A 21,751-nucleotide genomic window follows, 5' to 3' on the forward strand; every position below is an offset into this window, starting at 1 on the left:
TTAGGAGTGACAATGAAGAAGGCCTTGCTTCTGGTTGACCTACAACATGATTTTTGCCTGAATGGCGCATTAGCCGTTCCTGATGGCGATGAGGTTATTCATGTCGCCAATCAAGCTATCCATGTTTTTCATCAGCGTGGCTGGCCAATTATTGCCACTCTTGATTGGCATCCGGCAAATCACAAAAGTTTTGCCGTTAATTCTGGCGGCCAAATCGGAGAGTCAGGCTTGCTGAACGGCTTGCCTCAAATATGGTGGCCGGTACACTGCGTTCAAAATACCCATGGCGCATCTTTACATGAAAAACTCGAACAACAGCAGATAACCACCTTGATCTATAAAGGTCAAAATAGCGAAACGGATAGCTATAGCGCCTTCTTTGACAATGATAAACGCTCCTCCACACCACTCCATGACTGGCTAACGGAACAGAATATCCGTCAACTGGTTATTATGGGATTAGCCACTGATTACTGTGTTAAATTCACCGTTCTCGATGGTCTGGAATTAGGTTATCAAGTTGAAGTTCTCGCTGCCGGCTGTCGAGGCGTTAATCTACAGCCAACCGATAGTGAACAAGCCCTGACAGATATGATGGAGCAAGGCGCAAAAATCATTCAGCTACAGCAGCTTTAATTCAAGGATTCTTTAGCGTTAATGAAAAAACACCGTTTCTTGCTGAATCGTTTTTGTTAATTATTCGCTAAAAATCAGCCAATACTCTCTTCTCCGGTTTGTTCATCAACAAATTTCATCGATGCAGAGTTGATACAGTAACGTTTTCCAGTTGGCGGAGGTCCATCTGGAAACACGTGTCCTAAATGGGCATCACAATGGCCACAACGAATTTCCACTCGATGCATATTATGAGAGTTATCATCAAGATAACGAACAGCCTCCGGTGAAATAGCCTGAAAGAAACTCGGCCAGCCACAGCCAGAATCAAATTTAGTATCAGAATAAAAAAGTGGAGAATCACAGCAAATACAATAGTAAGTCCCTAACTTTTTATTATGTAAAAGATGCCCTGTATAGGGTGATTCTGTTCCTCGATCCTGCGTAACAAACCGTTGTAGCTCTGTCAGCTGGTTAACTTTATTATTCAATTTGTTAGCCATATATTTCCCCTATACCTGCATGCGGGCAAAAAATTAATTTCCGCGCCAATTATAACAATAAATTAACAACGAAGCAGGGAATTTATTCACTAAAACGTCATTCATTGCCATCCACCACCAATAATTACCAAATTCCCCCTGAAAAGGGTTATAATTATCGAATCGGCACCCGATGAACCACCATTAAAGTACAAAAAAACAGCAGTTCTTTGTGTCTACTGCATAGTGATTTAGCATTTTTTTTGTGATTGCTAACAATGATTGACACGATTCCGCTTGACGTTTTGCAAGGTTTTTGTAATTTTACTGGTAGGTTATGAAATTCACTTCATTCACTAACAAACAAGCTGGTGGAACAATATGACTATCAAAGTAGGTATTAACGGTTTTGGCCGTATCGGTCGCTTCGTATTCCGTGCTGCACAAGAGCGCACTGACATTGAAATCGTTGGAATTAACGACTTGCTCGATGCTGAGTACATGGCATACATGCTGAAGTACGATTCAACTCACGGCCGTTTCAAAGGTACCGTTGAAGTGAAAGACGGTCACTTAGTCGTTAATGGTAAAAAAATTCGCGTGACTGCTGAAAGAGATCCAGCAAACCTGAAATGGAACGAAATTGGTGTTGACGTTGTTGCTGAAGCAACTGGCCTGTTCCTTGACGATGCTACCGCTCGTAAGCACATCACTGCTGGCGCGAAGAAAGTTGTGTTAACCGGTCCTTCTAAAGACGACACACCAATGTTCGTTATGGGCGTGAATGATTCAACTTACGCTGGTCAGGATATCGTTTCTAACGCATCTTGTACCACTAACTGCCTGGCACCTGTTGCTAAAGTACTGAACGATAAGTTCGGCATTGTTGAAGCGTTAATGACCACTGTACACGCAACAACTGCTACTCAGAAAACTGTTGATGGCCCATCTCACAAAGATTGGCGCGGCGGCCGCGGTGCAGCTCAGAACATTATCCCTTCATCTACCGGTGCAGCTAAAGCAGTAGGTAAAGTTATTCCTGCTCTGAACGGTAAATTAACAGGTATGGCGTTCCGCGTTCCAACTCCAGACGTTTCTGTTGTTGACTTAACTGCTCGTATCGAGAAACCAGCTTCTTACAAAGCAATCTGTGAAGCCATGAAAGCCGCTGCTGAAGGTCCATTGAAAGGCGTGCTGGGTTATACCGAAGACGACGTAGTTTCAACTGACTTCTTAGGCGAAAAATGCACTTCTGTATTTGATGCTAAAGCCGGTATCTCTTTAAACGATAACTTCGTGAAAATTGTTGCTTGGTACGATAACGAAATCGGTTATTCAAACAAAGTATTAGACCTGATTGCTCACGTATCTAAATAAGATAGTGAGTCACATCTGATTTTAAGAGGGCAGCTTAACCGCTGCCCTTTTTATTGGCGCTATACTATGCTGCAATTCAAGTATGATAAAAAGGCCAACGCTATGTCAGACTCTCTTTTCTCTCTACCAATAGAACAACAACTCACACCTTCTCTAACGCTACGCAAAAAAGATGATTTATCCATCATCGTGATTAACCATCCAAAAGCAACTGCGGCTATCGCTCTACAAGGCGCGCATCTGCTATCGTGGCAGCCCAAGGGTGAAATGCCTGTCATATGGCTAAGTCAATCCAGCCAGTTTAAAACCGGTGCCGCTATTCGCGGTGGCGTTCCTATTTGTTGGCCTTGGTTTGGCAAAGCAGGGACGCCTTCTCATGGCTTTGCCAGAAATGAGCTTTGGCAATTAACTGAGCACAGTGAAAATGAAGATGGCGTCTGGTTGACGTTTTCACTGGAAGATAATCCACATACCCGCCAAATATGGCCTTATGCATTTCGTTTAATCGCGCGAATAAAAATCAACACCACCTGCGAAATCGAGTTGGAATCTCACGGTGATTATCCTGTCACTTGCGCTTTGCATACCTATTTGAACATTGCCGATATTAGCCAGGTTAATGTTTCAGGCTTGGGTGGTCACTACATGGATAAAGTGATTGGTGGTGAACATGATTCCACTGAGAAGGCGTTAACCTTTAACGGCCCCATCGATCGCATTTATACTCAGCCAGAATCCGTCAGCCTGATTCAGGATCCCGTTGCTGGCCGTTCCATTGAAATTCATCACCGCAATGCGACTGATGTTGTTACCTGGAATCCCGGCGCAGAAGGTGCCAGTGGCATGAGTGATATGGAAAATGACGGATATAAAACCATGGTTTGTGTAGAAACTGCCAGCGTTAGTAATCCTGTGGATGTGCGTAATGATAGACCACAGCGCCTGTCATCGATTATTTTATGTCGTAGGAATTAATTGGGTTGAAATGCTTGTCAGTTAAAATTAATAACAGCGAAAATTTCGGCCGCTATTAGTACAGAGAATAAATCAACATAGGTGTCCGTGGCCGAGCAGAGGCGCTAAGGCGAGCGCCTCTGCACTCCACGCCTTCGCCCCCGAATCCAGGTCGCTGCGCAACTCCCCTCCGCCTTCGCTCGGGTTAACGCACCGGCGCTGATTCGTTCCTGACGAAGCAGCGCCTCATCCTGCATCCTTGCTGGATGTGCTCCCTCTCTCAGTTGTCGGCTGAATTCCAGCGCTCAATAGAAAGGGAAAAAGACAAAACTCACTCATCACATGGTCTTAACCAATCCACATAACAGATAAATCAGCCTCAACGATAAACAAGTCAGCTTTAATCTTTTAGAAAGTATAAGTAATACCGGTAGCGATCAAGGCGGTATATGACTTATCAACCATTGGGCTATCTTTTACTTCACTGTCTAAACGCGTATATCGCGCAGTGGCAAATGCACTCCAGTTCGGGTTAAAGCGATAATTCGCAGTTAATTCAGCGTAAGGAGACCAGCTGCTACCCGCATTATATTGTTCCAGACCGCTACGGCGAGATTCATGCCCTGAAATACCATAGTAGTAATCATTAAAGTTACTGCTATACCAACTAACACCTACTCCCGGTGTCAACTTCAGGTTATCAATATTGAAAGCGTATAAATACGCACCTTCAGCACGTAATCCATTACTGGTATTCAGCATATCAGCAGCAATAGAGGTACGGAGAATACCCCAATCAGCAATATGCTTATATCCTATTCCACCCATCATCGTGGAACGGCGCTTATCCAGCTGTTTCATCTGGTGGTCATCACTTTTACTTGGGCGAAAATGCAAAGGTGAATAATAAACATCCAGAGACAGTTGGTTTTCTGCATCTTTCCAAAGATAGGTGCCAGCAACAGCGCCGCGGAAGAAGAAATTATCCCCTTCATAACCGATCATTGGAAACGGTAAAACGTCGTTATCAACATCTTTATAAGGATACATTTCAATAGCCGCACTGGCCCCTAATGACCATGTATCCGCATTTGCAGCCGGCGCTACCAAAACCATTCCCAATACACACGAACTTAAAAAAACATTACTCGATCTCATTACTATCTCCGTTTGTTTCAGTAACGCAAACAATCACACTAACCATTACGTTACTATCTTAATTACTTTCCATTAATTGTTTAATGACTTAGCAATAGCTTCAGCTTCCTGCTGCCAAGCCTTAGCTAAGGTATGCACTAGCTCATCATAGCCATCTTTTTGTAATGGCATCTCAATATCAAACGGCCTACGAGTAATTTGTTCACCGCGCTGCAATATCCAGTAACCGTTGACCACAGCATATCCATCATAACGACCATGGAAACCATTAATCGTGACGCGTAAAATATCCATATCGCTACTACCACCAATCGGCTGAGCGGATACAATCCATCCGCTAAGTAGCGCGTTCAGATTATTGGTCAACGATTGTTTTAGCTGTTGCTCAAGGCCACTGCCCCATAAGTTATTATTAGCAATCGTGTATTTTACATCGCTGGTCTGATAAGCAATGCCAGTTCCGGTCAAGAAGTCCGCAACAGTGACATTTTCAATCCAAAGCTGCTTACCGGAATTAACCGCAATTTCAGCTACGCTGTTTGTTTTAGCCGCAACCGCTGGCAGTTGATAATAAGATACCTGAGTCTGACTGCTACAAGCACTTAATAGCAGCGCAATGGCTATAATATTCTTTTTCATCATTTGCTATTGGCCTTTTTGGGCTGAGGATCATTAGCACTTGGCGCTTCGAATACCAGTGCATTACTCTTTTGGTTTAATTTCTGCAAGATAGGCTGTAATTCGCGCATCACCTGTTCGAGACGCTGCATATCAGAAACCATAGAACTGTATGCTGTCGATCCCGGTTGGAATCCTTTCAAACTGCGATTCAGTTCATTAAGCGTTTTCTGCATATCTTTCGGTAAGTTATTGGTTTCTTTACTGGAAAGAATAGCATTCAAGCTAGCCATAGTTTTGCGGGTTTCTTTCAATGTCTGCGTCATTTCAGCCAACATTGGCTCAACCGGCATATTATTAACTTTATCCAAAACCTGCATCAGACGTTTTTGAATTTCGGTCAACCCACCACTTACCGATGGAATCAATGGATGTCCGTAAACCTCTTTCGGCCCTTTCCACGGTTTAGCATCAGGATAGAAATCCAAATCGACAAACAGAGAACCGGTTAACAAGTTGCCCGTCTTTAATGATGCTCTTAGCCCGTTATCAGTGACTGAGGAAAGTAAATGAGCCTTCAGATCGAAATCTTTGCCAAAACGATTCTGAATTCTATCCGGTTCAATACGAATTAACACCGGAACGTAGTAGTTCTTATTCTTGGTCATTTTCAATTCAGGCATATAGAACGGCACTTCCGAAACCGTACCCACTCTGATACCACGAAACTCGACCGGAGCGCCGGGAATCAGACCGCGAATAGAATCTTCAAAATAGAGTAAGAAATCTTCATGTCGGGTATATAACGATTCCTGGATGCTTTTCTGATCGGCATAAAGCTCAAATTCATCCAAGTCTTTTACCGGATCGCCCATCGACCAGCCGTTTGGTAAATCAAAACTGACTCCACCGGTCACTAACGTATCCAGTGAAGCCATCTCAACCCGAACCCCCTGAGATGACATATCAAATGCAATACCGCTATCTTGCCAAAAACGCACGTTGCTGGTCACCAGACCACGATAAGCGTCCATAATAAACAGCTTATAGCGCATCACACGCTCTTTAGCGTCAAACTCGCTGCTTTCAACGGTCCCTACGCGAAAACCACGAAACAGCACCGGATCACCGGCATTCAGGCGACTGGGTTGTTTACTTTCCAGTTCAATACGCAAACCTTTGGTATCTGAAGAGGCTAAAGGAGCAGCGTCTTGCAGAGTAAATTCGTTTTCTACCTGCTTATCCTGCCCCGGTAATAATTCAATATACGCACCGGATAACAGCGTGCTTAAACCCGAGACCCCTTCTCGACCAATCTGTGGCTTCACAACCCAAAATACCGAACCTTTGTTCAGTAGTTTTTCCATACCATCATGGAGGCGAGCCGTGATAATAACCTGCTTTAAGTCCTCACTTAAGTTAACCGTTTCTACCATCCCGATATCAACGTTACGGCTTTTGATGGCCGTTTTTCCCGCATCAATACCTTCAGCAGATACCGCAATTAAGGTGACCTTTGGCCCTTGTGTACTAAAATGGTAAAACAGAATCCATGCACCAATAAGTACGGTGACAATAGGAATGATCCACACCGGCGACCAGCGCTTTATTTTTTCAATTTTTGCTACGTCCTGATAATTATCCTGCACAATCAGGCTCCTTATTTATTAGTCACTTTATTACGATCCCACAAAAGACGGGGATCAAACATCATAGCCGCAAACATGGTCAAAATAACCACCATCGCAAACAGTATTGCACCAACATCTGGATAAACACTCATCAATTTTCCCATACGAACCAGTGCAGATAATACACCGATCACAAATACATCGATCATTGACCAACGACCAACGAATTCAACAATTTCATAAATAAAATGCATCTTTTCCCGATCGAGATGATTGTTTGACTTTCCTTTATCCGATGCGTCATAGCAAAGCCAGGCAATGGCCAGAATCTTCAAAGTAGGCACCATAATACTGGCAATAAATATCACCAAGGCAACCGGATATGAACCATCCTGCCACAATAAAATAACTCCGGACATAATGTTGGATGCTGATGGATTTCCCAGTACTTCGGTCACCATTATCGGTAATATATTGGCCGGAATATAAATAATAACCGAGGTTAGCAATAACGCGAGAGTCCACTGCAAGCTATTGGCACGCCGAGCATGTGCAACGGTATGACAACGTGGACACTTAGTTTCCTCTGCGGGTAGAATCGCCATACAACATGGACAAGAGCGCAAACCTTGCTCTAAGCCAGACAGGCCAACTTGAGGTGTTTTGGTTAAAGGAGGAGGCGACTGAATATTCTGCCAAAGCCAATAACGATCCAAACACTGAAATGCTCTTACCTGCAGTAAACAAAACAAACAATAGGGTATAAAACTGGCGCCGATACCAATATCACCGTAAGCCATTAACTTAACGAAACTCACCAAGACGCCGACTAAAAATATCTCAACCATGCACCAGACTTTAGCCTGATAAATCATCCGCCCCATCATCACTTTTAAGCGATAAGGCAGCTTCACCTTAAGGCACAACAGGATAATCGCCACCATACAAAATGCGGGTATCAGTTGCACAAAAATAACGAATAGTGTGGCCAAGCTAGCATAATCGTCGCTGACCATCGCTTGAGGGATCTCAATCAATCGAATCTGATTATAAATGCCGGATACCCGCATATTGATAAACGGAAATAAATTGGCAAATAACATCATAATCAGGGCACTGGCCGCACAGGTAACAGGTTGTAATACTGGCTCAACCCACCGAGCACTGAGCGTAGTGTGGCAGCGAGGACAAACGGCCTTATCCCCTTCTTGAATATCCGGCAGTTGCACCATCAAATCACACTGTGGGCATAAAACCAGCTTGTCCGTTTTTTCTTCCACTACTGCATGCGGCTTTCCACTGCCAGTTTGCTTAACATCCGCCCGTGGCAGCGATGCATGAGAACAGCCTGCATCTGTACACATAACTACCACCTTTTATTGTCAGAAAGAGAATCCATCATTTACGAACAAATTAATACGATTAAATGAAAATACCAAGACTGGTGATGTGTAATTTATTTCATCACACATCACCAAGAATGATAGGTGTAACACAATATTAAACGCTTTCATTAGCTTTGAGCGCTACCGTCACCGCCGTATCTATTTGCTAATGTGACATTTCAATACGCGCTTATTAACCATTTTTCTGCGATTCAAGCTCTTCCCAGCGGAGAAAAGCATCTTCAAACGCCTTCTCTGCCGTCGCTAAATCCATCAATGTCTTTTGTGTTACTTCATGAGACTGATTAAAAAATGAAGCATCACCAACCTGAGCCTGTAATGTAGCAACCTGAGCTTCCAACTGCTCAATTTTAGCCGGTAGCCCTTCCAACTCACGCTGTTGGTTATAGCTTAGCTTACTGGCCGTACGCTTTTTCTCTTCATTTTTTTGAACGACAGGCTTAGCCTCTTCCGCGAAAGCTGGAGCCTTCAACGTTTGCACATTGGCCTGTTGATGATGAGCGTCAAAATACCCACCAACATACTGTTTTATCACGCCCTGACCTTCAAAAATCCAACAATCGGTCACTGAGTTATCAACAAATTGCCTATCGTGACTAACCAGCAACACGGTACCGGTATAATCATTCAGCAGTTCTTCCAATAGCTCCAGTGTTTCGATATCAAGATCGTTAGTTGGTTCATCCAGAATCAGTAAATTACTCGGTTTTAAAAATAAACGAGCTAACAACAGTCGATTTCTTTCCCCACCGGATAAAGCCCTCACTGGCGTCATGGCCCGTTTAGGATGGAACAAGAAGTCCTGTAGATAACCCAATACATGGCGTGAACGGCCATTAACCATTACTTCCTGTTTGCCATCTGCCAGATTATCAATCACGGTTTTATCCGGATCCAATTCAGCCCGATGCTGATCGAAATAGGCCACCTCGAGTTTGGTACCACCACTCACTGTACCACTGTCAGGTTTTAACTGTTGTAGCATTAATTTTAATAAGGTGGTTTTACCACAACCGTTCGGTCCAATCAGGGCAATTTTGTCACCGCGTAGCACCTGAACAGAGAAGTCTTTGACCAACGTTTTTCCACCAACGCTATAGCTAACGTTCTCCAGCTCAAAAATAATTTTTCCGGAGCGCAGGGACTCTTCCGCTTGCATTTTTGCCGTACCCATAGTGGTACGACGCGCTGCGTGCTCATTACGCATCGCTTTTAATGCCCTAACGCGGCCTTCATTACGCGTTCGACGCGCCTTAATCCCTTGGCGGATCCAAACCTCTTCCTGCGCTAAGCGACGATCGAATTCGGCATTTTGTAGCTCCTCGACTCGTAACGCTTCTTCTTTACCTTGAAGATAAAGATCGTAGTTACCTGGCCATGACACCAGCTTGCCGCGATCCAGATCGACAATGCGCGTTGCCATATTGCGAATAAATGAACGGTCATGGGAAATAAAAATAATGCTGCCCTGATACTCTTTCAGAAATTCTTCTAACCACGAGATCGTTTCAATATCCAAATGGTTAGTCGGTTCATCCAGCAATAAAACATCAGGTTCAGAAACCAGTGCTCGGGCCAGTGCAGCTTTACGTAACCAACCGCCCGACAGCGAAGAGAGCAACGCATCAGCCGATAGCTCTAACTTAGCCAACACGCTTCTTATTCGGCTATCGATCAGCCAAGCTCCCTGATGATCCAGTTCTTCCTGTAAGACAGCCAGTTTGTTCAGATTCTGTTCGCTGGGATCCTGCCCGATGATCTGGGACAGATGATAATACTCTTTTAATTGCCCAGCCTGCTTCTCTACTCCTTCGGCCACAAAATCAAACACACTTCCCGCAACATTACGCGGAGGATCCTGTTGCAGGCGAGAAACCACCAGATCTTGTTCAAATATCAACTGGCCATCATCCAACGGTAACTCCTTGTTGAGAATCTTCAACAGGGTAGATTTTCCAGCTCCGTTACGGCCAACCAGACAAACCCGCTCATTGGGTTCAATATGCAGTTCAGTGTTATCCAGTAAAGGCGCATCGCTAAATGACAGCCATGCGCCGGACATATTAATTAAAGACATCGGTTACTTACCTTCATTAGCATGGCTTAACAGCCAGCAATTATGGATTTGTCGGTTACGAGCAAAATCGGTAGACAGCGTTTTTTCTGATATCTCTTGCGCCGTTAACCCTAATTTGGCTAAGCCGTCTAGATCCATCTTAAAACCACGCTTATTGTTTGAGAACATGATGGTTCCCCGCGGGCGTAGCATTCTCTTTAGATCGGTCATGAGCGCTAAATGATCGCGCTGAACGTCAAAGCTATTCTCCATACGCTTGGAGTTAGAGAACGTAGGAGGATCAATAAAAATCACGTCAAACTGTTCATTTGTCTGGTTCATCCAGCCTAAACAGTCAGCCTGAATCAGACGATGCTGTCGGCCTGTCAGGTCATTCGCCCGCAGATTGCGCTCTGCCCACTCCAGATAAGTACGCGACATATCAACCGTAGTGGTACTGCGCGCACCTCCGACACCCGCATGCACGCTGGCAGAACCGGTATAGGCAAAAAGATTCAGAAAATCTTTATTCTTACACATCTGTCCTAGCATACGACGCGCAATACGATGATCGAGGAACAGTCCGGTATCCAAATAGTCGGTCAGATTCACCCACAGTTTAGTGCCAAATTCGTTAACCAGGAAAAATTCACCTTTTTGCGCCAGTTTTTCATATTGGCTTTTGCCTTTTTGCTTTTCACGCACTTTAAGGATCAGCGCGCTGGCCGGTAAATTTAACACCGCCAGCGTGGCGTTAATCGCATCAAACAAACGTTGGCGAGCTTTTTGCGGATCGACACTTTTCGGTGGAGCATATTCCTGCAACACATACTTACTGCCATAGCGGTCCAATGCTAAATTATATTCTGGTAAATCAGCATCATACAGACGGTAACATTCAATACCTTCTTGTTTCGCCCACTTGTCCAATTTTTTGACATTTTTACGCAGGCGATTAGCGAAGTCAGCGGCGATCTGCACCGATTGTTCAGGAGGCTGTTCATGTCCAGCAATCTTATTCTCCTGACTGTCAGCACCTTGGCGCATATTCTCCGACAACTGATAATTTTTCTGTACGCAATCCAGAGGGCCATTCTTCGCTTTAAACTGACGTCCCGCTCGCAACTGCAAACAGCTAAGTAAGTCCGGTGAAGCACTAAACAGTGAAAGATTCCAACCACCAAAATCACGTTTCATGATTTGGCCAAGGGCACTGTGCAAAGCAATCAATGCCGGTTCACTGTCCAAACGTTCACCATAAGGAGGGTTGCTCAATACCGTACCGTGCGTTCCCGCAGGTAATGGATTGACCAGACGTGTTAGTTCTTGCGTTTCAAAATGGATTAAACTGGCAACGCCAGCCCGACGCGCATTGACTTTAGCAATTTCAATCACTCGACGATCGTGGTCATAGCCATAAAAACGAGATTGGGTGTTATTGACCCCACGGCTCGCCCTAACCTGAGCTTCTGCTAATAACTCACGCCATAGTTCCGCGTTATGACCCAGCCACTGATTAAAGCCCCAGTAATCCCGACGCAGACCTGGTGCAATATCAGCAGCCATCATAGCCGCTTCAATCAACAACGTACCTGAACCACACATCGGATCAACCATCGGCGTTTCCGGCTGCCAGCCAGAACGCATCACAATCGCCGCCGCCAAATTCTCTTTTAACGGCGCCAGCCCCGCAGCATCACGATAACCACGTTGATGTAATCCATCGCCGCTTAAGTCGATAGCAACGCTGGCTCGCTCTTTCTGCAAGAAAACATTAATTCGAATATCTGGCTGTAGCTTAGCAACATTCGGACGCTGCTGAACCTTACGTGTAAAGCTATCAACCACCGCATCTTTTACTTTCAGCGCACCATATTGGCTATTACGAATTTCTTCGTTAGTGCCGGTAAAATTAACCGCGAAGGTTTTATCTACACCGAACATCGCTGGCCAATTGATCGCATTCACCCCAAGATACAGATCCATATCGCTGTATACTTTGAATTCATTCAACGGCATAAGAATACGCGAAGCCAACCGGCTCCATAGCAAACTGGTATACATCAGGCGTTCGTCGCCTTCAAAATGCACGCCTCCCTGAACCACTTTACAGGCACTTGCTCCCAGCGCTTCTAGCTCAGTTTTTAATAGTTCTTCCAGACCACGCGCCGTACTGGCAAACAGAGAGATCATAACGTCATAACACCACATAATAAAAATAGTGCTGCATTATAGCCAATCCATGCGCTTTGTCATAAAGTTACCCTTTATTTATTACTGAATTCTCCAATCCGTTGGGTCTTTCTGGTTACTGGATCCTGGCAACCCTGCCATTTATTCACTCAGACCAAGCCCTTAGCAGCAGAAATCAGTACATTCATTAAGTCATCAATGGAGCTTTCGCGTGGTTACTCTTTCCCGTTTATATGTACACCCGGTTAAATCAATGCGCGGGCTGGAACTTTCCCATGCTCAGGTTGGCGAAAGCGGCTTAGCCTTTGACCGTATTTTTATGGTGACCGATCCTGACGGGACTTTTATTACTGCTCGACAATATCCGCAGTTGGTTCGTTTTATTCCTGCTCTGTTGATTAACGGTATTTCCATCACTGCCCCTGATGGCCAACATCAAACCGTCGCTTTTAGCGACTTCTCTGCTGATATGTCACCCACGGAAGTCTGGGGTAATCATTTTTCTGCCCATATTGCCCCAGAAAGTATCAACCAATGGCTCAGCAGCTATCTGCGCCACACGGTTCAACTACGTTGGGTTGGGCCTGAGCTAACCCGTCGGGTAAAAAATCGTCCGGAAACACCGCTGTCATTTGCTGATGGCTTTCCCTATCTGTTGATTAATGAAACCTCTTTTCAGGCACTACAAGCTCGTTGTCCCAGCAATATTGTGATTGAGCAATTTCGGCCAAATTTAATTATTCGCGATGCCGCTCCGTTTGCCGAAGATAACTGGCAAACCATTCGTATTGGAGAGGTTATTTTCGATCTGGTTAAGCCCTGTAGCCGCTGTATTCTAACCACGGTAAACACTGAAAATGGGCGTAAACATCCTCAAGGTGAACCGTTACGCACCCTGCAACAGTTTAGAACTGCGGAAAATGGCGATGTTGATTTTGGTCAAAACCTGATTGCCCGTAATAGTGGTGTGGTAAGACTGGGGGATAAAATCGAGATTCTGGCAACCCATCCCGCCAGAGTGTATAAATCCAGTCAACCAATAGAAACCATAGAACAAGAAAGCGTTGAGCCCAAAGATGTGGTTATCAGCTATGGCGAACATACTTTCCTCGGTAATAATCAACAGGTATTACTGGAACAGTTGGAACAAAATGGTATCCAGATTCCTTATTCCTGCCGGGCGGGTATTTGTGGATGTTGTAGAATCAAGCTGGAAACAGGGGAAGTCAGTGCGTTAAGAAAAGGGGCAATCAAAAGAGATGGGTCTGTCCTTGCCTGTAGCTGCATACCTAAAGGCAATATCAAACTAGCTTAATAATTTAAGCTAGTTTATTTATACGGCTCGTGCCAATGAATGGCTTTGTGAATCAGTATTCTCAATCACTACGGTCATCATTCTGTCATGCATTACTTTAATCGCATCACCTAACTGTAGACATTTACCAGAGAGCGCCATGTAAGACTGAGCTACCAGGCACAGACTGGCGTTCTCACCGGCATCGACCACCAGCAAAATAGCGGTTTCACCATTTTCAATCAGGGTAACGGCTACCAGGTCGCCACACTTAGGCTGGAGATCCACACCCTGCTGAACAAAATACCAGCTTTTAGGCATCAGCGGTTTAAGAAAGCGATGAGCCGATAGCGCATTTAGCGTTAACTCTGCACGCTGATCGTTAGTTAAAGGCAAGCAACGGCAGCATTCTTCCAATTCAAAAAATAGCGCGGCATCGTCAACACAAAATGCGGATTCGGTAAACGCATCAGGCGTCAACATCTTGGTAGAAAAACGCGAACGAAAAATCATTTCATTAGATAAATCTAACATCAATCGATCGTGTTCTTCATCAAAATACCAGCGCCAGTTATCGTCTGGCTTAATCCTCATTATTCTTTCCTTAAACTATAAAACAAAATGAATGTATTTTTACGGCTTATGGCTACATTAAATATCGCCTATTAGCGTAGTAAAAATGAGATATTCATAACCGAAGTGATAAATATAATATCAAACTATTAAAATATAGAACAACCGGAGGAAAAAATAAACCCCCGGCTCTTAATTAAAATAAATAAAACTAAATATGAGTAAGAATTTCTTTAACTAAAGCTGGCCCCTTAAAAATAAAGCCGGAATAAATTTGAATTAATGAAGATCCCGCCGCTATCTTTTCTCTGGCGGAGATCAATGAATCGATCCCACCCACGCCGATAATAGGTAACCGCCCATTTAACTCTATCGCTAAACGGTGGATCATTTCAGTACTCTTTAATTGTAAAGGACGTCCACTTAAACCACCGATTTGATCGCAATTAATTAATTCATTCACCAGAGATCTATCTAACGTGGTATTTGTTGCAATAACACCATCAATATTATGTCGTATTAAACTATCCGCAATCTGGATCAATTCTTCTTCAGAAAGATCCGGCGCGATCTTAACGGCAATTGGAACATATTTAGCATGGCGTTTTGCTAATTCAGTTTGTCTATTCTTAATCGCCATTAATAGATCGTCTAATGCTTCACCATATTGCAGAGTACGTAATCCAGGTGTATTTGGAGAAGAGATATTAACGGCAATATAACCCGCGTAAGGATAAACTTTATCCATACAAATCAAATAGTCATCTTTCCCTTGTTCTACCGGGGTAACTTTATTCTTACCAATATTAACGCCAATAATGCCATTAAAATGGCTCTTCTTTATATTCTCGACTAAATTATCAACGCCGAGATTATTGAAGCCCATTCGGTTGATCAAGCCTTCAGCAGGTAGGATCCTGAATAACCGTGGCTTATCATTTCCGGGCTGAGGTTCCGGAGTTACAGTACCCACTTCGATCGATCCAAACCCCATGGCACCTAATGCATCAATACACTCGCCATCCTTATCTAAACCCGCCGCCAGACCCAGTGGATTCTTAAATGTAAGTCCCATACAGGTAACGGGTTTATCAGGCACCGACTGGCGAATAAGAAATTGTAATGGCGTACCATTAATACGATGAAGCAACTGAAATGTGAATTCATGTGCACGTTCAGGATCAAGCTGAAACAGCGCTTTCCTGATGAAGGGATAGAACATTACTCTCTCCTTAAATCCGGCTATCAACCGGGGGCACATTATTCAGTAATCTGTGGTTAAAATAAATGATCAATGACAGAAATTAAGTTTAATGGCAGCGAATATTTCGTCCACTATCAGTACAGAGAACAAATCAACGTCCATATACGTGGCCGAGCAAGGGGCATTAAGGACGAACGCCCCCTGCATTCCAGCGCTCAAAGAAAGGCCAAAAGAAAAAGCCAACTCATCAAATGTTCTTAACCAACAAACACTATCGAGCTGGCTTAATATTACCTAGAATGATTTATTTAGCGTTTTACTTATCTTCTCAAATAGATCCCCTGACAGGTTATCCAAACCTCTCAACTTCTCTAAAGCATTACGCATAAGCCCCTGACGCACTTGATCATAACGACTTAAACGGATCAACGGTTCAATCAACCGTGAAGCCACCTGCGGGTTACGTTGATTAAGATCCACCAATACCTCAGTTAAAAACGCATAGCCTGAACCATCTTTCGCATGAAATGCCGATGGATTAGCAGAAGCAAAAGCGCCGATCAATGAACGGATCCGGTTTGGGTTATTCATGCTGAAAGATCGATGATTAAGTAACGATGTTATATTCTGCAATACATGACGATCCGGACTACTGGCCTGCAAAATAAACCACTTATCCATCACCAAACCATCCTGATGCCAGCGCTCATCAAAGGCTGACATTAACGCATCCCGGCAAGGTAACTGAGCAGCAACCGCCGCAGACAAGGCGGCAAGAGAATCGGTCATATTATTCGCTTGATGGTACTGCTGGCTTACCAACCCGTCGGCAAATTCGCTTTCGGTAAAAGCCAGATAGCTTAAGCACACGTTACTCAGCGCTCGTTTGGCAATATCACCATGTTCAATCCGATAAGCTTTGGTTCTGTTAGCCAGATAAACCGCCAACCACTCATCCTGCATTTCCCGAGCAAAGGTATTCACCAATTCTGCTTTTACTGTATGAATGGCGTCTGGATCGATAACCTCAAACAACTCAGACATTTCATTCTCTGATGGCAGTGTCAGGATCTGCGCCGCCAAGGCCGGATCCAACTTATCGCTCAGTAGAATGGCGCGGAAAGCATCAATCACATGTAGAGGTAGCTCAAACGGTTTACCTTGCTGTATATCTGCAACATTCTGCTTAATATATTTTGCCAGCAGCATTTGAGCAGCATCCCAGCGAGCAAAATCATTGCTGGCATGCTGCATCAGAAACGCTAGCTGCTCATCGCTATATGGATAGTCCAGCTTCACCGGGGCTGAAAACTCTCTCAACAACGAAATAATTGGTTGCTGTGGCACATTATCAAACACAAAGGTTTGCTTGGCTTCCGTCAGGTTAAGAATAGGATTAACCAATTTCCCTGCCGTATAAAGCGGGATTACTTCACCGCCGTTGCCATAGAGCTCAATATCTAATGGAATATGCAGAGGTAACTTTTCTGCCTGATCTTGAGTTGGTGGCGTCATTTGGCTCACCGTCAGGCTATACTGCTGTTTATCCGCATCATAGCTGTCAAGTACCGTTAGCTGCGGCGTACCGGACTGGCTATACCAACGTTTGAACAGCGTTAAATCGATACCGGAAGCTTCTTCCATGGCCTGCACAAAATCATCGCAGGTGGCTGCGCTACCGTCATGGCGCTGAAAATAAAGCTTCATACCCGCCTGAAACTTCTCTTCTCCCAGTAACGTATGCATCATACGGATCACTTCCGATCCTTTCTCATACACCGTGAGAGTATAGAAGTTATTCATCTCGATAACTTTATCCGGGCGAATTGGATGCGCCATTGGGCTAGCATCTTCAGCGAACTGCGCACCGCGCATCACTCTAACGGAATCGATGCGGTTTACCGCTCGCGAGCCCAAATCTGAACTGAATTCCTGATCGCGGAATACCGTCAGTCCCTCTTTCAGGCTGAGCTGGAACCAGTCGCGACAGGTAACGCGGTTTCCGGTCCAGTTATGGAAATACTCATGACCAATCACCGATTCTATATTCAGATAATCTTTATCCGTTGCGGTTTCGGCTTTTGCCAGCACATATTTGGAGTTAAAGACGTTTAATCCTTTATTCTCCATCGCGCCCATATTGAAGAAATCAACGGCCACGATCATATAAATATCCAGATCGTACTCTAGCCCAAAACGGGTCTCATCCCATTTCATGGCATTTTTCAACGAGGTCATCGCCCAGTCCGCACGATCGAGGTTACCGCGGTCAACATATAATTCCAGATCGACGCTACGCCCAGAGCAAGTAACAAACTTGTCGCGTAAGACATCAAAGTCACCGGCTACCAGAGCAAACAGGTAACTCGGTTTTGGGAAAGGATCCTGCCACTGGATCCAATGGCGCCCATCTTCCAGCTCCCCTTGGTCGATCCGGTTACCGTTGGATAACAAATAAGGGTAGCTTTTTTTATCCGCTACGATCCGAGTGGTAAAGCGAGCCAGCACATCCGGACGATCCAGATAATAGGTAATATGTCGGAAACCTTCAGCTTCACACTGGGTGCATAGTGCATCACCAGAAACGTAGAGCCCTTCAAGTGCGCTATTGGTCGCCGGATGAATATCATTAACAATCTTCAGGGTAAAACTGTCGGGAAGATTGTTCAACACCAGCTGACCTTCCTTTTGTTGATAATCCGTCCAGTCTTGATCATTCACACTAACGGAGATCAGCGTTAGGCTTTCCCCATCGAGTACTAATGCCGCACTATTTTTTCCATTGCGCTGCACCTGACTTACCGCCGTTACTCGAGTGGTTTCCGGCGCTAAATCAAAATCCAAGTCAATATCAGTAATAATAAAATCAGGTTTACGATAATCCTGGCGATACTTTGCCTGTGGTTTCTGTGTCATAAAAAAACCTATGTTGTTCAATCAATTCATAAACTGAGTCTATGCTTCTTCCTCGTCAGTTGCAAAACCGCGCGTGGCTAAATAAGAAAAATAATCATTTTCTTCCTTACTATTGTCTGACTAACCGAAAATATCAGGATAGCAACCGCAATAAACCTTTTACCTAAGCCCAACATTACCGCTGGGCACTCACCTGTTTTTAGGTACCCTCGATAGAAGGGCTTTATACAACCGTTTTATTTGATGAAATATAAAAGGTATACTCCCCAGACATTTCAGAGCGTCACTTAATGAGAAAACAGTAACCGCAACATGAAACCACAGGCAAGCCCCATTCTTACTTCATTATTAGATACCGATGCTTATAAGCTGCATATGCAGCAGGCTGTTTTTCATCATTACCGTAATACTACCGTGGTTGCGGAGTTTCGCTGTCGCAGTGAAGATGCTCTGGGTGATTATGCTGATGAAATTCGCCAACAAATCTTTTTAATGCAAGACTTGGCGTTAACTGAAGACGAGTACCACTATCTGGCCTCTCTTCCCTTCTTTCATCAAGACTATCTGGACTGGCTGAAAACATTCCGCTTCAATTCAGATCAGGTACAAGTCACCAATGAAAACGGGAAATTACAGATTCGTATTACCGGACTGTGGTATGAAGCGATTCTGTGGGAAGTTCCTCTGCTGGCGGTTATCAGTGAAACTATTCATCGCCACAGAACACCTGAAATTGGTCGCCAACAGGCAATCGATTTCCTGCATAACAAACTTGCCCATTTTCGTGCTAATTACGCTGACGTCGATTTATCACAGTTTAAAGTATCCGACTTCGGTACACGCCGTCGCTACAGTAAAGATGTGCAGCAAGCGATTGTGACCGTATTACAGCAATCGTTCTCTCCTTACCTGATTGGCACCAGTAATTACGATCTGGCGCGCCGCCTGAATCTGTCACCGATTGGCACTCAAGCCCATGAATGGTTTCAGGCTTTCCAGCAAATTAGCCCGGTTCTAGCCAATAGCCAGCGAGCCGCTTTACAAGGTTGGTTGGATGAATATCCAAATCAGCTTGGTATTGCCCTGACTGACTGCATTACTATGGACGCATTCCTGCATGATTTCGGTATCCAGTTTGCTACTCAATATGAAGGGCTGCGTCATGACTCCGGCGATCCCTTTGAATGGGGCGAAAAGGCTATTGCTCACTATCAGAATCTTGCTATTGATCCATTAACGAAAACCTTGGTTTTTTCTGATAATCTCGATTTGGACAAAGCGCTGGCGCTATACAAACGCTTTCACACTCGAGTCAAACTGGTTTTTGGCATTGGAACGCGCCTAACCTGCGACATTCCAGGCGTTAACCCGCTGAATATCGTCATAAAACTGATTCAATGTAACGGTAAACCCGTTGCCAAGCTGTCTGATAGTCCAGGAAAAACCATTTGTCAGGACAAAGGATTCGTTAAAGCACTGCATAAAGCCTTTAATTTACCTTTAGTAAAACGTGACAACTGATATTCTGGCAATATATATGAAAGAAAAGCCGCCTTACTACTGTAAATGAGCGGCTTTTTTTAGTACCTTTACTGGTTAGTTCAGTTTCCGCAAACTTATGGGTCAAAACCTGAGTGCTAAGGTAAGTTGTTGTATCTTACTATGCTGCGGATATTGCTGTTTTCTGATTGTCAGTTAACATGCAGAAAATAATACAGAGTTCAGGCCATTGCGTTACCAACGAATAGGTAACCGGCCTTAAGTCATCATTCAGATAAATTAACATCATAAGAGAGAAATTTATGAGCGTAGTGCCTGTAGTCGACGTACTGCAAGGCCGTGCCGCGGTTGACAGCGAAGTCACCGTACGCGGTTGGGTACGTACCCGGCGAGATTCTAAAGCCGGTATATCCTTTTTAACCGTTTATGACGGTTCCTGCTTTAATCCATTACAGGCTGTTATCAATAGTTCTCTGCCAAATTATCAGGATGAAGTTTTACACCTGACAACCGGCTGCTCGGTCATCATTACCGGTAAAGTGGTCGCATCTCCCGGTGAAGGCCAGTCTTTTGAACTACAAGCGACTGATGTCAAAGTTGCTGGCTGGGTAGACGATCCAGACACTTATCCAATGGCGGCTAAACGCCATACTATCGAATATCTGCGTGAAGTCGCCCACTTACGTCCGCGCACTAACATCATTGGTGCCGTTGCCCGTGTAAGACATACGCTGGCTCAGGCAATTCATCGTTTCTTTGATGAACAAGGTTATTTCTGGGTTTCCACCCCGATTATCACAGCAGCCGATACCGAAGGTGCCGGTGAAATGTTCCGCGTTTCTACGCTGGATCTGCAAAATCTACCGCGTACCGATAAAGGTCAGGTTGATTTCAGTGAAGACTTCTTTGGTCAAGAGTCATTCCTGACGGTTTCTGGTCAGTTAAACGGCGAAGCTTACGCCAGTGCTTTATCCAAGATCTATACCTTTGGCCCGACCTTCCGTGCAGAAAACTCGAATACCAGCCGCCATTTAGCAGAATTCTGGATGGTTGAGCCGGAAGTGGCCTTTGCCGACCTGAATGACGTCGCCGCATTAGCTGAAAGCATGTTGAAGTATGTGTTTAAAGCGGTTCTTGAAGAACGTGCTGATGATATGGCCTTCTTTGCTGAGCGTGTAGACAACGAGGCCGTTTCTCGTCTGGAAAAATTCGTGAACTCTGATTTTGCTCAGGTTGACTACACCGATGCCATCACGATTCTGGAAAATTGTGGTCAAAGCTTTGAAAACCCGGTTAGCTGGGGCATCGACCTCTCCTCCGAGCACGAACGTTATTTAGCAGAAAAACATTTCAAAGCGCCGGTGGTGGTCAAGAACTATCCGAAAGATATCAAAGCCTTCTATATGCGTATGAACGAAGACGGCAAAACCGTTGCCGCCATGGACGTTCTGGCACCGGGCATTGGTGAAATTATCGGTGGTTCCCAGCGTGAAGAACGTTTGGAAGAGTTCGATCGCCGTCTGGCAGAGCTCGGCATGAATAAAGAAGACTATAGCTGGTATCGCGATCTGCGTCGCTATGGTACCGTTCCTCATGCTGGCTTTGGCTTAGGATTTGAGCGTTTAATCGCTTATGTCACCGGAGTGCAAAACGTTCGTGACGTGATTCCGTTCCCAAGAACGCCAAGAAACGTTTCATTTTAAACGCAACAAAAAGCGTTTAAAATTCGTTCAACACCCAAAGGGCCAAATATTTTGGCCCTTTGTTTTTTAAA

The 21,751-nt window shown here is 44.6% G+C and carries 16 protein-coding genes; 6 read left to right on the top strand and 10 right to left on the bottom strand.

The features are described from left to right. The first annotated feature begins 12 nt into the window (after positions 1–12). Positions 13–636, top strand: coding sequence for a bifunctional nicotinamidase/pyrazinamidase (gene pncA, locus EL341_RS10500; RefSeq protein WP_074823590.1), 624 nt, complete (start codon positions 13–15; stop codon positions 634–636). Between the two features lie 74 nt (positions 637–710). Here the strand turns inward: pncA and msrB are convergent, their stop codons facing one another. After that, entirely contained in the window at positions 711–1,118 is a 408-nt protein-coding gene (gene msrB / locus EL341_RS10505) for a peptide-methionine (R)-S-oxide reductase MsrB (protein ID WP_074823593.1), read from the bottom strand. A 360-nt stretch (positions 1,119–1,478) separates the two neighbouring features. On the opposite strand from msrB, the gene gapA reads away from it, so the two are divergent. Beyond that, positions 1,479–2,474 (top strand): glyceraldehyde-3-phosphate dehydrogenase, encoded by a 996-nt coding sequence (gene gapA, locus EL341_RS10510; RefSeq protein WP_047781326.1) that lies wholly within the window; start codon positions 1,479–1,481, stop codon positions 2,472–2,474. Between the two features lie 102 nt (positions 2,475–2,576). Continuing rightward, on the top strand, positions 2,577–3,449 hold the full coding sequence (locus tag EL341_RS10515; protein ID WP_074823721.1) for a D-hexose-6-phosphate mutarotase: 873 nt from the start codon (positions 2,577–2,579) through the stop codon (positions 3,447–3,449). Between the two features lie 387 nt (positions 3,450–3,836). On the opposite strand, the gene EL341_RS10520 is transcribed toward EL341_RS10515, so the two are convergent. From EL341_RS10520 to rlmKL, 6 genes are all read right to left on the bottom strand, one after another. Next, positions 3,837–4,586 (bottom strand): MipA/OmpV family protein, encoded by a 750-nt coding sequence (locus EL341_RS10520; protein ID WP_074823597.1) that lies wholly within the window; start codon positions 4,584–4,586, stop codon positions 3,837–3,839. A gap of 72 nt (positions 4,587–4,658) precedes the next feature. Continuing rightward, complete coding sequence (pqiC, locus tag EL341_RS10525) at positions 4,659–5,228, bottom strand: membrane integrity-associated transporter subunit PqiC (protein WP_047781328.1); 570 nt, start codon at positions 5,226–5,228, stop codon at positions 4,659–4,661. Next, complete coding sequence (gene pqiB, locus EL341_RS10530; RefSeq protein ID WP_047781329.1) at positions 5,225–6,853, bottom strand: intermembrane transport protein PqiB; 1,629 nt, start codon at positions 6,851–6,853, stop codon at positions 5,225–5,227. The genes pqiC and pqiB overlap by 4 nt, the downstream gene beginning before the upstream one ends. A gap of 11 nt (positions 6,854–6,864) precedes the next feature. Further along, positions 6,865–8,067 carry a membrane integrity-associated transporter subunit PqiA gene (gene pqiA / locus EL341_RS10535; protein WP_047782669.1) on the bottom strand — a complete coding sequence of 401 codons (1,203 nt, stop codon included), beginning with the start codon at positions 8,065–8,067 and terminating at the stop codon, positions 6,865–6,867. Between the two features lie 346 nt (positions 8,068–8,413). Next, positions 8,414–10,318, bottom strand: a complete 1,905-nt coding sequence (locus EL341_RS10540; RefSeq protein ID WP_047781330.1) for an ABC transporter ATP-binding protein — start codon at positions 10,316–10,318, stop codon at positions 8,414–8,416. Positions 10,319–10,321: 3 nt separating this feature from the next. Further along, the gene (rlmKL, locus tag EL341_RS10545) at positions 10,322–12,490 is read right to left on the bottom strand and encodes a bifunctional 23S rRNA (guanine(2069)-N(7))-methyltransferase RlmK/23S rRNA (guanine(2445)-N(2))-methyltransferase RlmL (RefSeq protein WP_074823725.1); all 2,169 of its coding nucleotides are present in this window, start codon (positions 12,488–12,490) and stop codon (positions 10,322–10,324) included. Positions 12,491–12,701: 211 nt separating this feature from the next. Here rlmKL and EL341_RS10550 point away from each other — a divergent pair, with 211 nt between their 5' ends. Further along, positions 12,702–13,805 (top strand): YcbX family protein, encoded by a 1,104-nt coding sequence (locus EL341_RS10550; RefSeq protein WP_126467757.1) that lies wholly within the window; start codon positions 12,702–12,704, stop codon positions 13,803–13,805. A gap of 18 nt (positions 13,806–13,823) precedes the next feature. Here the strand turns inward: EL341_RS10550 and EL341_RS10555 are convergent, their stop codons facing one another. The 3 genes from EL341_RS10555 to pepN form a co-directional block, all read right to left on the bottom strand. Continuing rightward, positions 13,824–14,378: a cell division protein ZapC gene (locus tag EL341_RS10555; RefSeq protein ID WP_047781332.1), complete on the bottom strand. Its 555-nt coding sequence runs from the start codon at positions 14,376–14,378 to the stop codon at positions 13,824–13,826. A gap of 190 nt (positions 14,379–14,568) precedes the next feature. After that, on the bottom strand, positions 14,569–15,579 hold the full coding sequence (gene pyrD, locus EL341_RS10560; RefSeq protein ID WP_047781333.1) for a quinone-dependent dihydroorotate dehydrogenase: 1,011 nt from the start codon (positions 15,577–15,579) through the stop codon (positions 14,569–14,571). Between the two features lie 276 nt (positions 15,580–15,855). Further along, on the bottom strand, positions 15,856–18,477 hold the full coding sequence (gene pepN, locus EL341_RS10565) for an aminopeptidase N (protein WP_074823603.1): 2,622 nt from the start codon (positions 18,475–18,477) through the stop codon (positions 15,856–15,858). 312 nt (positions 18,478–18,789) lie between these two features. Here pepN and pncB point away from each other — a divergent pair, with 312 nt between their 5' ends. After that, positions 18,790–19,998 (top strand): nicotinate phosphoribosyltransferase, encoded by a 1,209-nt coding sequence (pncB, locus tag EL341_RS10570; protein WP_074823606.1) that lies wholly within the window; start codon positions 18,790–18,792, stop codon positions 19,996–19,998. Positions 19,999–20,279: 281 nt separating this feature from the next. After that, positions 20,280–21,680 (top strand): asparagine--tRNA ligase, encoded by a 1,401-nt coding sequence (gene asnS, locus EL341_RS10575; RefSeq protein ID WP_047781336.1) that lies wholly within the window; start codon positions 20,280–20,282, stop codon positions 21,678–21,680. Positions 21,681–21,751: the final 71 nt, after the last annotated feature.

It is taken from the genome of Pragia fontium (assembly GCF_900638655.1).
Classification (GTDB): Bacteria; Pseudomonadota; Gammaproteobacteria; order Enterobacterales; family Enterobacteriaceae; genus Pragia; species Pragia fontium.

Bases quoted from the DNA above. Each gene is read 5' to 3' on its own strand.
- pncA (WP_074823590.1), top strand. From the start codon at position 13: ATGAAGAAGGCCTTGCTTCTGGTTGACCTACAACATGATTTTTGCCTG.
- EL341_RS10555 (WP_047781332.1), bottom strand. From the start codon at position 14,378: ATGAGGATTAAGCCAGACGATAACTGGCGCTGGTATTTTGATGAAGAA.
- msrB (WP_074823593.1), bottom strand. From the start codon at position 1,118: ATGGCTAACAAATTGAATAATAAAGTTAACCAGCTGACAGAGCTACAA.
- pepN (WP_074823603.1), bottom strand. From the start codon at position 18,477: ATGACACAGAAACCACAGGCAAAGTATCGCCAGGATTATCGTAAACCT.
- pncB (WP_074823606.1), top strand. From the start codon at position 18,790: ATGAAACCACAGGCAAGCCCCATTCTTACTTCATTATTAGATACCGAT.
- gapA (WP_047781326.1), top strand. From the start codon at position 1,479: ATGACTATCAAAGTAGGTATTAACGGTTTTGGCCGTATCGGTCGCTTC.
- pqiA (WP_047782669.1), bottom strand. From the start codon at position 8,067: ATGGTGCAACTGCCGGATATTCAAGAAGGGGATAAGGCCGTTTGTCCT.
- asnS (WP_047781336.1), top strand. From the start codon at position 20,280: ATGAGCGTAGTGCCTGTAGTCGACGTACTGCAAGGCCGTGCCGCGGTT.
- EL341_RS10520 (WP_074823597.1), bottom strand. From the start codon at position 4,586: ATGAGATCGAGTAATGTTTTTTTAAGTTCGTGTGTATTGGGAATGGTT.
- pyrD (WP_047781333.1), bottom strand. From the start codon at position 15,579: ATGTTCTATCCCTTCATCAGGAAAGCGCTGTTTCAGCTTGATCCTGAA.
- EL341_RS10515 (WP_074823721.1), top strand. From the start codon at position 2,577: ATGTCAGACTCTCTTTTCTCTCTACCAATAGAACAACAACTCACACCT.
- rlmKL (WP_074823725.1), bottom strand. From the start codon at position 12,490: ATGATCTCTCTGTTTGCCAGTACGGCGCGTGGTCTGGAAGAACTATTA.
- pqiC (WP_047781328.1), bottom strand. From the start codon at position 5,228: ATGATGAAAAAGAATATTATAGCCATTGCGCTGCTATTAAGTGCTTGT.
- EL341_RS10540 (WP_047781330.1), bottom strand. From the start codon at position 10,318: ATGTCTTTAATTAATATGTCCGGCGCATGGCTGTCATTTAGCGATGCG.